This window comes from Niallia nealsonii (assembly GCF_002835805.1).
Classification (GTDB): Bacteria; Bacillota; Bacilli; order Bacillales; family Cytobacillaceae; genus Niallia; species Niallia nealsonii.
In genome coordinates this window covers 1-12,996 of record NZ_PISE01000029.1, presented here as the reverse complement: position 1 = coordinate 12,996, position 12,996 = coordinate 1, and the positions used below count along the sequence as shown (strand labels likewise).

The window sequence follows — 12,996 nt, the reverse complement described above, 5'->3', positions numbered from 1 at the left end:
TGCATAATTACTATTTATTTTTTGTTCTTTTCTCTAGGTTGTGTGAAAGTGAATAATTAATTTTTGCATGATATTAATTGGAGTATAAGGTAGAGAAGACTTCTGCTGCAAGTGAAATTCAACAGAAAAGGTCAAAAGATCCCTTTCTAAAAAAATATGGCAAACACCTATTCTAAGAACAGGCATTTGCCATATTGGTGGTGTTTTATATGTCTTTTTTAAATTTAAATATAGAGAGAATTGCTAATACAGCAATAATAACTAAACAAGCTATAATACTGATGCGATTTGCTTCGTTTAATACAAAAGTTATCGCAATAGCGCCTAAAACGACAGCTGTAAATGCCGAAATATATGGATAGCCCCAAAGTTTAAAGCTAGGGTTACTAGGATAGCTTCTACGCAATTTTATTTGCGCCAAACAAATACTAATCCAAACAATAGAAACGATAAATCCAGGAAATGCCATTAATAAAGTAAAGACTTGATCTTGGGCAACAAGAGCAATCATTGATCCTAAAACAAGCACTACTGCCATCACAAGCAAACTATAGACAGGAACACCATTTTTGGATACTTTTGAAAATATTTTTGGCCCTTCCCCTTCATCAGCTAATGAATACATCATTCTTGTACAACCATAAATGCCTGAATTCGCTGCTGACAATACAGCTATGATTAAAATAAAGTTCATTAAATGATCTGCAAAAGGAAATCCAGTCATGGACAATACTTGAACAAAAGGACTAGATTCGTTTGTTAATTGATTCCATGGTATTAATCCACAAATAATTAAAATCGGCAATGTATAAAATAATATAATCCGGAATATAAAACTTTTAATTACTTTAGGTAAGACTTTTTCTGCATCTTTAGCTTCTGTTACGGTTACACCGATTAGTTCAGATCCCCCATATGAAAACATAACAATTAATAATGCTGCAAAAATGGATGTCCCGCCGTTTGGAAAAAAGCCCCCATGACTCGTAAAGTTTTCCAAATAGTTTGCTTGTCCACTTGGAATAATGCCAAATAAAATGCATGCACCTAAAATAATAAACACAATAATCATGGCAATTTTTATTCCCGCAAACCAAAATTCAAATTCCCCATAGTTTTTTACATTCATCATATTAATCGCAATAAGTAGTATAGAGCATATTAAGCTTAAAACCCATAATGGAATTGACGGCAGCCAATATTGCAAAAAGCTTCCTGCAACTACGACTTCTATAATACAAACTGCTAGCCAAAGAATACAGTACAGCCAGCCTGTAATAAACGATAATCTGGGCCCGAATGCTTTACGTACAAAACCTTTCATATTAGTATTTGGATAAACCATTGCCATCTCTGCGATAGCCCCCATTACTACAAGCAGCAATAATCCTGCAAATATATAAGCAACCACTACACCAGGTCCTGCCAAAGAGACTGTTTCTGCACTCCCTTTAAAAATCCCCGTGCCAATTGCGCCCCCCATTGCCATTAAACTAATATGCCGAGGCAATAATTTTTTCTGTAGCTGATTCGTTGTTGCCATTGTTTCTCCCCCAGGTTAAAAATTCTGTATTACTTAGTGAGTTAACGATACTTTAGCAAGTTAAATCACTAATAATATACTTTTTATCATAAATTAAAAAAGGATGTTTCACAAGAATAAATTATAAGGAAATCTTACAATTCTGATAAGTCAACAGCATCTTCATAACTCTCTTTTGAATATATGAAACTAAATATCTTTATTTTATATTTTGGCTCTGTTAAAAAATATTGTTGATTTTCGAAAACATGCAAAATTTTTGGTTATACTATATTTATAGAAACCAATTAGGAGTGTACGACCGCATGAAAACAGCCTTTCGTAATTTACTAAATCATATTAAGAAAATAGACCCACGCCAACAAGAACAATTGTTTTGGACATTAAAAAACACTTTATTTCCAATTGTTCAAACGGGTTCTCTTGTAGATGAAATGAGGGAAACTCGTTTCGCGGAGGGTTTCGCATGTCCTCATTACACATGTGAATTCGTCGTTCGGTTTGGTAAATACAAAGGTCGTCAGCGTTACCGTTGTAAGGCTTGTCGTAAAACATTTAATGACTTAACTAACACTCCAATGCACGGAACACATTACCCTAAATATTGGACAGAGTTTATCAAACTAATGTTTGAAGGACTTTCTCTTCGAAAATGTGAACAAATTTTAGGAATTAAATGGGTCACACGCTTCTATTGGCGACACAAAATCTTAAATGCACTAAAAGAAATTAAAGTTGATGGATTTGAAGGTATCGTCGAAATGGATGAGACCTCTGAAAAAGGTAGTAAACGTATATCTGGTCGTAAAGGTCGCAAACGTGGTGGTATGTCAAAATTCCGAGGTATCAGCCGTGAGCAAGTTTGTGTATTGGTTGCCCGTGACCGAAACAAACAAACTGTTTCTACAGTAACTTGTTTAGGTCGAATTGTAAAATGAAAAGTCGAGGAAACGATTGGTCATTTATTGAATTCAGATAAGATTTTATGTACGGATGCTTGGCGAGCTTATATGACATATGCGAAAGAAAAGGGAATGGAACATTATCGTATCAATACATCGAAAACTGGTGATGTTATCAAAGGAATTTATCCTATCCAAAACGTAAACGGTTATCATGCGAGATTAAGTCATTGGATTGACCAATTTAAAGGTGTTGCTACAAAATATCTTGATAATTATTTTGGCATGGTTTCAATTCCTCGAAATGAAAGGTTTTGACGCAACAACGTCGAATATAAAAAAAGTGTTTGTCAGTACCACGCTATGCGAACACCATTTAACAAACCAACAAATTCGCCAATCAAAGTTAGTAATCTAAAATATTTAAACAAACCTTATTCAACTAAATGGCAGGTTAGTTGAATAAGGTTTGTTTTCCTATTAGAATATCTAAAAGTGGAACAAAAAAGAAATATACTAGGGGACAGTTCTTTCAAAGAGGTATTATTTCACTTTTTTTAGAGGTGAAATTACTTTGTTATAAAAATATCTTTCCCATTTAGCTAACAAACTGTTCCTATTTTCACCTCGTTGTATTTCAATTTCGTGTTTTTTATGAAATTTGGCTACTCGCTTATTATGTTCTTTATGCCAATAATGGAGAGATGTTTGCTTCATTTTTATTCCTCCTTCTAATTTTATCATAATGATTATACCTGTAAAATTGTTAATTACAAAGCTATTTTAGCCAACAAGTTTTGACATAGAGGAGGCAAATATTTTCTATTGAGGAGATTAATTTCTAAAAATCAAATGTAATTTTCTTATATAACTAATGCATGCATTAGTTGAATAGCATTAAAAAGACTGTTTGGTCAAAACAGTCTTTTTTAGTACGCAAAAATCAACATTTTAGTTTAACAGAGCTTATATTTTAAAAATGCAATAATCCTCTGAGTATTTTTCTCAGAGGATTATTGCATTAAATTTTACTATTAAGATTTAGCTGATAGAAATACCTCTTCATTACTTTGATTTCTTCGTTCAGAAGGAATTTGAATCGTCCCTCCTAAAACTCCTTTAGCACGTTTTGTATCCAGCAAGTTTTCCCAACGAGCGATAATAAATGCTGCAACAGCATATCCAATAATATTTACAGTCGTACGAAAATTCCCCATAAATCTATCTGGTGCAAGCATTAAAGCAACTGCCGCTACTGATATGGAGCCTGTTGCTGCTGCAGTTGCAGACAAAGCTACAAATGCTGAACCTGGAATTCCTGCCATTCCTTTTGAAGTTAATAATAAAATTCCCAGCATTACAAGCTGATCCGCTAAAGTTAGATCAACACCTGTTGCTTGAGCCAAAAACACAAGAGCGATAGAAAGATAAATGGATGCACCATCCAAATTAAAGGAATAGCCAGTCGGCACTACTAGTCCAACAACTGCTTTATTGCATCCGGCTTGTTCAAATTTATGCATCAACTGAGGCATAACCGCTTCTGTAGAACCTGTAGCAAACGCAAGCATAACTTCTTCCCGTATAAACAAGATTAATCTCCATAAACTCAATTTACAAAAAACTTGTAAGATTACTGCTAAGACTAATAAAAAGAGAATACATGCAGCTGTCATTGCCACAAATAGCTTACCAAAAGAAGCTAAAGTATTTAACCCATACTGACTGACCGCAACTGCCATCGCACTAAATGTAGCCAATACGGTTAGTTTCATAATATATCCCATAATTTTAAAGAGAACGGAATTTACATTTTCCACCACATCTATTAATAGCTCAGAGGTACGTCCTCCAATATGAACAAGAGCAATCCCAAACAAACAGGAAATTAGCAGGACTTGTAGCATAGAATTATTAGCAAATGCACCAACAGCACTATCTGGAATCATATTTAAAATAAATTCTCCTTCACTTGGAAGGTGAGAACCATTTGTTTTCTCTTCTACATCACTTGTACTTAAAGTAGCAGGATCAATATTCAATCCTACGCCTGGATTCATGATATTTCCAACTACCATTCCAATAACTAGGGCAAACGTTGTAACTATTTCAAAGTACAATAAAGTTTTGCCACCTATTTTTCCTACTGTTTTAATATTGCCCACTTTTGCAATCCCAACAACTACCACTCCAAAAACTAATGGTGCAATAATCATTTTAATCAGTTTAATAAATCCATCTCCTATCGGCTTAAGCATCGTGCCGACGTTTGGCCACAAATAACCGACTAAAATCCCTAATACAATCGCTGTCATTATCTGAAAAAACATCCCCTTATAAAAAGGCTGTTTCTTCGCTGCTAAAATTTGTTGATTCATTGGTTACCTCCATATTCTAAATATTCATAAACGAAAAATTTTTCTTTCTTTTCTGAATGTTAACTTTTCTAACATAATACAATGAATAAATAGATATGTCATTGTAAATAATCAACAAATCTCGTTAGCAATGATAGCTAATTTAACTAAATTATTAGTTAAATTAGCATTTTTATCACATAGTAATACCTCTCCTTATGGCTATTAAGGAGAATGAAGAATCTAATTGGCTAGAATCTTGCCCACAAAAGCCTCACTAGTTCAACAGCAATCAGCCGTAAGATCCTTTACAGGTTATTGGCTGAACGCTATTTCCCTTTTATTTTCACTATCAATTTTTCCGTTTGGATCATTTATTAAATCATTTATTTTTAGTCTAATTGCATATAATATATAATTAGTCGTTTTTTAAGAGGGTGAGATTATTTTATTTTTCTATTTTTTGCTTGCTTACTGTACTGGAAATATTCTTTTTGGATTTGTAGTAAGCAAGTTTTTAGCCAATAAAGATATACGAAAAGAAGGAAGCAAAAATGCTGGTGCAAGAAATGCTGGAAGGCTATATGGAAAAAAAGCTTTTATTTGCACCTTTTTTGGGGATGCATTAAAAGGGGCTTTTATAGTTTATCTTGGCAGGGTTTTGGACTACTCAACTAGTATTCTATTATTAGGCTTATTATTCGCTTGCGCTGGGCATATCAAGCCGATTTTCTTTCAATGGAAAGGAGGCAAAGGGATTTCTGCCTTTATAGGGGGAATAATTGTCATACAGCCTATTTTTATCGTCATCATTTTAGCGAGTTTTCTTCTCTTTTATCTTATTTATAGAAGTTTCACTGTTCCTGGTCTGCTTTCATTGGCAACGTGCTGCGTTTCCTTTCTATTCCTTAAAGAAAATATTTTCAGCTTTTTTATTGCAATGATCCTTATGGCAATGATCATTTTATCTCATAATATTCCTTTAAGACATTTTATACCAAAAAAAGTGAACACTAATTAATTACTAGTTATTTTATTATAGTTTTTGAAAGGTGGATTTGAATGAAAAAACAATCACCATATCTTTTTAAGCTAGCGAATTTGCCTCATGAGTTTGAACAAATACATCAGTTGAACTATGAAACATTTGTGGAAGAGATTCCACAGCATGAAAAAAAGGAAGAAAGGGCATTGATTGATTCTTTTCATCAACAGAATACCTATTTAATCGCTTTAAAAGATCAAACACTCATTGGAATGGTTGCAATTCATGATAATCGGCCATTCTCTTTAGATAAAAAGTTAGGATCCGTTGAAAACTATTTGCCTATTCATTCCTCCAAAATATGTGAAATACGCTTATTATCTATTCGAAAAGAATATCGAAAAACAAAAGTTTTTATCGGACTAATGCGAATGCTTTATCAATATTTTATCCAGCATGATTATACATTGGCTATTATTAGTGGAACGACACGGGAGTTAAAGCTTTATAAGCACATGGGATTTATTCCATTCGCTCATTTAGTGGGACAAACAGGGGCTTTTTATCAGCCAATGTATATAACAAAGGAAATTATTAATCAGTCAAAAAATTTATATCATCGTCAAGTATCTTTTCTGCCTGGTCCAGTCGAAGTAAATCATGAAGTGAAATCAGTTCTCCTTCAAGATGTTATCCCACATAGAGATCAAAAGTTTTATGAATTGATGAAATCTGTACAGAATAAGCTTTGTTCTTTAACTTCATCTGCATATGTACAAGTATTGCTTGGTACAGGCACCTTAGCTAATGATTGCATCGCAGCACAGCTTAGTTTGTTAGAGGAAAAAGGATTGATCTTAAGCAATGGAGAATTCGGGGAAAGATTAATAAGTCGTGCAGATCGTTTTAAATTAACTTACTGCTCTCTTAGAAAAAAATGGGGAGAAGCGTTTTATGAAGAGGATCTTTTAGAAGTTTTAGAAAAAGATATCAAATGGATTTGGTACGTTCATTGTGAAACATCAACCGGTGTTTTGAACTCCATGGACATGATTTCTTCTTTTTGCGAAAAGTATGAACTAAAGGAAATAGTTGATTCCATTAGTTCGATAGGTGCACTCCCATTACAGTTAAAAAATGTATACCTTGCTTCAGGAGTAAGCGGCAAAGCCTTAGGTTCGCTTGCTGGTTTATCCTTTGTTTTTCATAATCATCCTATACAACCAAGCTTACAATTACCACCTTATCTAGATTTAGGAGAATACTTTAAGAAAAAAAGCATTCCTTATACCCATTCTTCCTATCTGCTTTCCACATTAGATGCCATACTTTCTGTGGATTTCAGAAAAAAATATATACATATAAAAGATCTTTATTCTCTTGCCTATAAAAAACTGAATGAAAAAGGTTTTTCCATATTAGCCGATTCACAAAACGGGGCTTTTCCTATTCTAACTATTTGTATTGAAAAGGACTTATCCTCACGTATGTTGGGTGACTTGATGAAAGGACAAGGATATATCCTTCATTACGAAAGCAGCTATCTGTTAGAAAGAAATTGGATTCAAATTGCCACTATTGGACAGATTGCATTAGAGGAGATGAGTAGAATGATTGACCTTTTTACAGCGTTATACCATTATTTAAGAAGTGACAGAGTAGATTCTATCATGGCCAACTAATTAGATACTGCCTACCCCAACTCTCTCCCTTTTGTTCCTTGAGGAGGGGAATAAAAAATAAAAGGATCAGTTTCCACATTATATCTATCAACAGTTCTTAAATAACCATAGATATATTTGTGAGATCTGATCCTTTTTTTTTGCAAAAACTCTGTACTTAGTTTTTTAGAGATTTTATTCAAATTCCTAAATAAAAACCTTATCCAATTACCAAACAGCTCAAAAATTAAAAAGCATATAATCAAATATAGGAAATAAGTTTAGTGCGTTCTTCCTCTGTTAACGGCACTAATGGCAATCTTACGGAACCAACATCCAATCCTTTTATCTGAAGAGCTGTTTTTACTGGCACAGGGTTTGGTGCCATAAACATTGCAGACATAATAGGCAATAATTGCTGATGAATCTTTGCCGCTTTCTCTACATTCCCTTCTAGAAATGATGTGACCATTTCCTGCATCTCATTTCCAATTACATGAGATGCTACCGATATTATGCCACTTCCGCCAACAGAAAGGATTGGCAATGTTAAGCTATCATCCCCACTATATACAGCGAAATTATCTTTTGTCCCTGCAATAATTTTTGTCATTGCTGTTAAATTGCCGCTCGCTTCTTTGACAGCAACAATATTATCAATATCATTAGCTAAACGAATAATCGTTTCTGGTTCAATATTTACTACAGATCGCCCAGGAATATTATAAACCATTACCGGAAGCGATGTATTTTCAGCTACCGCTTTAATATGCTGATAAATCCCTTCTTGATTTGGTTTGTTATAGTATGGACCTACTACCATAACAGAGTCTACTCCTGCCGCTTCTGCTTGTTTTGTTAATTCGATGGAATCATATGTGTTATAACTACCTGTTCCTGCAATTACTGGAACTCTCTTTTCCACTACATCTACCACATGTTTAAACAAAGCAACTTTCTCTTGCTTTGATAATGTTGGCGATTCTCCAGTCGTACCTGCTACTACTAACGAATTTGTTCCATTCTCAAGTAAATAGTTAATTAACTGTGTTGTTTTTGGAAAATCAATATGTCCCTTTGCATCAAATGGTGTAATCATGGCCGTTGCTACCCTACCAAATAAACCCATCGTTCCACTCCTATTCTCATTTTCAATCTTGTTGTGTTTTAATGTAACACTTCTTTTTCTAATTCAAATGCATTATGCAATACATTTACGGCTTTTTTTAAGTCTTCTTGCTTTACAAGCACCCAAATCGTCGTATGACTATCAGCAGATTGTAAGATGCGAATGCCTTCTTTGGATAATGCCGTCACAATTTTAAAAGTTATTCCAGGAACACCAGCCATACCTGCACCAACAACAGATACTTTAGCACAATCTTTTTCTACAACAGGTTCATAGCCCATTTGCTCTAAAACAGAAATTGCCTTGGCTGTCATTTCAGCACTTACTGTATAAACAACACCATTAGGTGATATATTGATAAAATCAACGCTGATTTCCTCATTCGCCATTGCTTTAAACACTTGTGCCTGCAAATCATATTGGTCCTTTTTAGCAAATACCTTCAATTGTGTAACAGGGGCTACATGAGCAATGCCTGTTACAGGTCTTTCTTTTATATCACTGCCCATATTTTCAGGGCTAATAGTTGTTACTAGCGTACCAAGCCCTTTAGAGTATGTGGAACGAATTCGTATGGGAACTTTTGCTTGCATAGCAATTTCAACCGCTCTAGGATGGATAACTTTTGCGCCTTGATACGCCATATTACAAACTTCTGTATAGGTAACAACAGATAAAGGTCTCGCATTTTCTGCAATACGGGGATCTGCTGTCATAATTCCCTCAACATCTGTAAATATATCAATTACTTCTGCATTTAAAGCTGCACCTAATGCCGCTGCCGAAGTATCACTTCCGCCTCTTCCTAATGTAGTTGTATCGCCATTTGCAGAAGCTCCTTGGAATCCTGCCACAACAACAACATCCATTGTTTCCAGCTCTTTCTTTAAACGTGCGACATCCATCTCGATAATTCGAGCTTGATTAAAATCATCATTCGTTACAAATCCAGCTTGTGCTCCTGTTAAGGCAGTCGCTTTAATATCGTTTTCCACTAACATTTCGGTAAAAACAACACTTGAGATGATTTCGCCGCACGATAAAAGCAAATCGTTTTCCCGTTTGCTTAATCTATTTTCTGCACCGCCAATTAAAGACAATAGGGTATCTGTTGCATATGGTTCTCCTTTACGGCCCATTGCAGATACAACAACCACTGCTTTATATCCTTCTTGCAATGCATCTTCAATATGTTCTTTTGCTTTGTTGCGGGCTTCTTCGTCTCTAACGGAAGTTCCGCCGAATTTTTGTACAATTATTTTCATTATAAACACCTCAATACACTTAAAAAAAGTGCTATTTTTGAGGGTTCTCTACTCTAGAACAGTTTGCACTTCATTTTCCACTTTAAAAAAATGAAGCACAATTATTCAATGCTGTTTTAAAGACCCTCTATTTCTTTCAACATACATAGTATAGACTGTTTTCTGAAATTGTACAGAAATGCATCTTTATCTATTTATATGTTAAGCAGAGAGCACTACTTTGTTGCTACTGTCCATAATTTTTTTAAATTTATTTTACGATTCCTAATTCCACTAGGCTTTCAGCAATTTGAACAGAGTTCCATGCAGCACCCTTTAATAAATTATCCGAAACAACCCACATATGGAAGCCATTTTCTACATCTAAATCTTTTCTGATACGACCTACAAATGTATCATTTAATCCAACACAATTAGCTGGCATTGGATAAATTTGATTTTCTGGATCATCTTGCAATACAACACCAGGAGCTGATTTTAAAATTTCTTTTATATCAGCAACAGTTACATTATTGTCATTTAATTCGAAATAAACTGACTCTGAATGACCTGTTGCCACCGGTATGCGCACACATGTTGCTGCCACTTTTAATGTATCGTCATGCATAATTTTTTTTGTTTCATTGATCATTTTCATTTCTTCATAAGTGAATCCATTTTCTGTAAACACATCAATTTGCGGAACTGCGTTAAATGCAATTTGATAATGTTTTTTATCACTTTTAACTGGAAGGATTTTGGGCTCGAAGCTTTCATTATTAATGATTGCTTTTGTTTGGCTGTTTAACTCTTCAACCGCCGCCGCACCAGAACCAGAAACTGCTTGGTAAGTAGAAACTAACACTTTTGACAAACCGTATTTTGCTTTTAGCGGCTCTAGCGCTACTACCATTTGAATAGTAGAACAGTTCGGGTTTGCAATAATTCCATTATGTTTGAACAAATCTTCTTGATTTACTTCTGGTACTACTAACGGCACATTCTCATCCATACGGAAGGCACTTGTATTGTCTACAACAATTGCTCCATGTTCCACAGCATGTGGAGCTAATTCTTTTGAAACCCCTCCACCTGCGCTGAATAAAGCAATATCAATTCCTTTAAAGCTTTCCGGTGTAGCTTCTTGCACTGTCACTTCTTGCCCTTTATAAGTAACCTTTGTCCCAGCTGAACGTTTAGAAGACAAAAGAGTTAATGTTGAAATCGGAAAATCTCTTGATTCAAGTGTTTTAATCATCTGTTGCCCTACTGCTCCAGTTGCTCCAACTACTGCGACGTTAAATCCTTTTTTTTGCTCCATTTAAAGGCTCCCCTTCCAAGGTGAAAATTTCTCTATAGTATACAATAATGACGGCGACAAGCTCGCCGCCATCAATGAATATTCTTTATTTTAACATATTACGCACATATGAACAGAATCTTTTTTCTGATTCTTTCAAAAAGATGATCAGAAGCGTAATAACCTCTAAACTTTTTGATGTATAAACATCTTTTTCTTCAAAATAAAGGAATAAAATCCAGCATTTAATCTAAATATTTTTCAATAATAACGGGCTGAATTTGTTGGCCTTCAATTGCTGCTTCAATCGTTTCAGGAAGCGCCGCCATTCTAGCTACCATAGAATTAGGTTTTTTCACCGGATCATCTTGACCAAATGGAATAAAATAAATATTTTTTGTTGACATTAGCCGCATTAAATTAACTCCATTTAAACCAAGAGCATCATTTGTAGAAATGCCTAATACTACCGGCTTTTGATTGCGCAATGTAGCTTTTGCTGCCATTAAAACAGCATTGTCTGTCATTGCATTGGCAAATTTGCTCATGCTATTTCCCGTAAGCGGGGCAATAACCATGCAATCTAGAGGAATTTTTGGTCCTAGTGGCTCTGCATCGACAATACTATCAATGGTTTGATTACCAGTTAATTCCTCTATTTTTCCAATCCATTCAAATCCTTTACCAAAGCGAGTATTCGTACTCTTTACATTTCCTGTAACAACTGGAACAACATCTGCACCAAGGTTTACTAATTTCTCTATTTGTGGATATACTTCTGCATACGTACAATGTGATGCGGAAATGCCAAATCCAATTCTTTTATCTTTTAAGCTCATTATGACTGCTCCTTTCCCTTTTGCAGCTCCTCGTGTAATAGCTGTGACAGCACATCTGCCAAAATATTTCCAGCAGTTTTCGGTGCAACAATTCCAGGCAAGCTAGGTGCTAATAAAGCTTTAATTCCTCTTTTTTCTGCATATTGAAAATCCGTTCCTCCCGGTTTGGAAGCAAGGTCGATAATTAATGTATGCAAGGGCATTTTTTCAATTACAGTAGAAGTAACAACTAAATGAGGAATGGTATTTATACAAATATCAATGTCGCCAACTTCCTCTTTGAGATGATTTAAATGCACCGGTGTTAAGCCCATTTCTATAATGCGGGCCAGATGTTCACTTGTGTTTGCTGCAACTTTCACTTTAGCTCCTAATGCATGGAATGTACGTGCAACACTCATGCCTACACGTCCTAACCCTAATACAATGATGTTAGAACCATGAATGGTTGTGTCTGTATGCTGAATTGCCATCATTATTGTTCCTTCCACTGTTGGAATCGAATTTAATATGGCAACATCATCTCTTTGAAACAACTGTACTAAAGATCTGTTTGCATTTTTGGTAATACTATTCAAATAAGCATTGGAAATTCCTGAATAAACAACGCAATGAGGAGGTGTCTTTTTTAGTAGTTCTTCCGTCAAATGTACTTCCTCATTAGAAAAAATGGTGTCTACCTGTCCGTCAAGTGTTGTTCCTTTTACAGGTATAATAATAGCATCAATCTTTGAAAAATCGACTCCATCAACTTTTTCTTTAGCAGCTCCTGTAAAAGCGTGATCTAGCTGTTCAAAGCCTATTAAAGAAAGCAATGCATTTTGCTCTGTTAGTTTCCTGACGATTTCGAGCTGTCTCGCATCACCGCCGATAACAGCGATTTTCATCCCTGTCAGCATGAATATTTCACCTTCTTTTTTATAAAAATCCTCCTTGCAATGAATCATATTACTTCAACATCTTATGTAAATACTCGTTATTCGGTGAGCTTCTTTCCTGAATTTCTCGGAAAAACAAAAACCGCAGCTTTTTTCTA

10 protein-coding genes and 1 pseudogene are annotated in these 12,996 nt (G+C 34.9%); 3 read left to right on the top strand and 8 right to left on the bottom strand.

From position 1 onward, the window contains the following. Window positions 1–205: 205 nt before the first annotated feature. Window positions 206–1,543, bottom strand: coding sequence for an amino acid permease (locus CWS01_RS13500; protein ID WP_101177724.1), 1,338 nt, complete (start codon window positions 1,541–1,543; stop codon window positions 206–208). A 305-nt stretch (window positions 1,544–1,848) separates the two neighbouring features. Between CWS01_RS13500 and CWS01_RS13495 the strand changes: the two are divergent. Next, a pseudogene (locus tag CWS01_RS13495) lies at window positions 1,849–2,863 on the top strand (IS1595 family transposase). A 125-nt stretch (window positions 2,864–2,988) separates the two neighbouring features. Here CWS01_RS13495 and CWS01_RS22685 read toward each other — a convergent pair. Further along, complete coding sequence (locus tag CWS01_RS22685; protein WP_168714400.1) at window positions 2,989–3,162, bottom strand: hypothetical protein; 174 nt, start codon at window positions 3,160–3,162, stop codon at window positions 2,989–2,991. Between the two features lie 317 nt (window positions 3,163–3,479). After that, window positions 3,480–4,823 (bottom strand): cation:dicarboxylate symporter family transporter, encoded by a 1,344-nt coding sequence (locus tag CWS01_RS13490; RefSeq protein ID WP_101177723.1) that lies wholly within the window; start codon window positions 4,821–4,823, stop codon window positions 3,480–3,482. A gap of 442 nt (window positions 4,824–5,265) precedes the next feature. Between CWS01_RS13490 and CWS01_RS23480 the strand changes: the two genes are divergently transcribed. Together CWS01_RS23480 and CWS01_RS13480 are read left to right on the top strand one after the other, a co-directional pair. Continuing rightward, window positions 5,266–5,823, top strand: coding sequence for a glycerol-3-phosphate acyltransferase (locus tag CWS01_RS23480; RefSeq protein ID WP_157827651.1), 558 nt, complete (start codon window positions 5,266–5,268; stop codon window positions 5,821–5,823). A 41-nt stretch (window positions 5,824–5,864) separates the two neighbouring features. Further along, entirely contained in the window at window positions 5,865–7,469 is a 1,605-nt protein-coding gene (locus CWS01_RS13480) for a GNAT family N-acetyltransferase (RefSeq protein WP_101177721.1), read from the top strand. 241 nt (window positions 7,470–7,710) lie between these two features. Here CWS01_RS13480 and dapA read toward each other — a convergent pair whose 3' ends face one another. From dapA to dpaA, 5 genes are all read right to left on the bottom strand, one after another. Then, window positions 7,711–8,577, bottom strand: coding sequence for a 4-hydroxy-tetrahydrodipicolinate synthase (gene dapA, locus CWS01_RS13470; RefSeq protein WP_101177719.1), 867 nt, complete (start codon window positions 8,575–8,577; stop codon window positions 7,711–7,713). A gap of 38 nt (window positions 8,578–8,615) precedes the next feature. Continuing rightward, window positions 8,616–9,842: an aspartate kinase gene (gene dapG, locus CWS01_RS13465; protein ID WP_101177718.1), complete on the bottom strand. Its 1,227-nt coding sequence runs from the start codon at window positions 9,840–9,842 to the stop codon at window positions 8,616–8,618. A gap of 250 nt (window positions 9,843–10,092) precedes the next feature. Then, entirely contained in the window at window positions 10,093–11,142 is a 1,050-nt protein-coding gene (asd, locus tag CWS01_RS13460) for an aspartate-semialdehyde dehydrogenase (RefSeq protein ID WP_101177717.1), read from the bottom strand. A 224-nt stretch (window positions 11,143–11,366) separates the two neighbouring features. After that, a complete protein-coding gene (dpaB, locus tag CWS01_RS13455) occupies window positions 11,367–11,963 on the bottom strand; it encodes a dipicolinate synthase subunit B (RefSeq protein WP_101177716.1) in 597 nt (198 codons plus the stop codon). Then, window positions 11,960–12,859 (bottom strand): dipicolinic acid synthetase subunit A, encoded by a 900-nt coding sequence (gene dpaA / locus CWS01_RS13450; RefSeq protein WP_101177780.1) that lies wholly within the window; start codon window positions 12,857–12,859, stop codon window positions 11,960–11,962. The genes dpaB and dpaA overlap by 4 nt, the downstream gene beginning before the upstream one ends. Window positions 12,860–12,996: the final 137 nt, after the last annotated feature.

Coding starts and splice junctions, on each gene's coding strand:
- CWS01_RS13500 (WP_101177724.1), bottom strand. CDS start 1,543: ATGGCAACAACGAATCAGCTACAGAAAAAATTATTGCCTCGGCATATT.
- CWS01_RS22685 (WP_168714400.1), bottom strand. CDS start 3,162: ATGAAGCAAACATCTCTCCATTATTGGCATAAAGAACATAATAAGCGA.
- CWS01_RS13490 (WP_101177723.1), bottom strand. CDS start 4,823: ATGAATCAACAAATTTTAGCAGCGAAGAAACAGCCTTTTTATAAGGGG.
- CWS01_RS13480 (WP_101177721.1), top strand. CDS start 5,865: ATGAAAAAACAATCACCATATCTTTTTAAGCTAGCGAATTTGCCTCAT.
- dapA (WP_101177719.1), bottom strand. CDS start 8,577: ATGGGTTTATTTGGTAGGGTAGCAACGGCCATGATTACACCATTTGAT.
- dapG (WP_101177718.1), bottom strand. CDS start 9,842: ATGAAAATAATTGTACAAAAATTCGGCGGAACTTCCGTTAGAGACGAA.
- asd (WP_101177717.1), bottom strand. CDS start 11,142: ATGGAGCAAAAAAAAGGATTTAACGTCGCAGTAGTTGGAGCAACTGGA.
- dpaA (WP_101177780.1), bottom strand. CDS start 12,859: ATGCTGACAGGGATGAAAATCGCTGTTATCGGCGGTGATGCGAGACAG.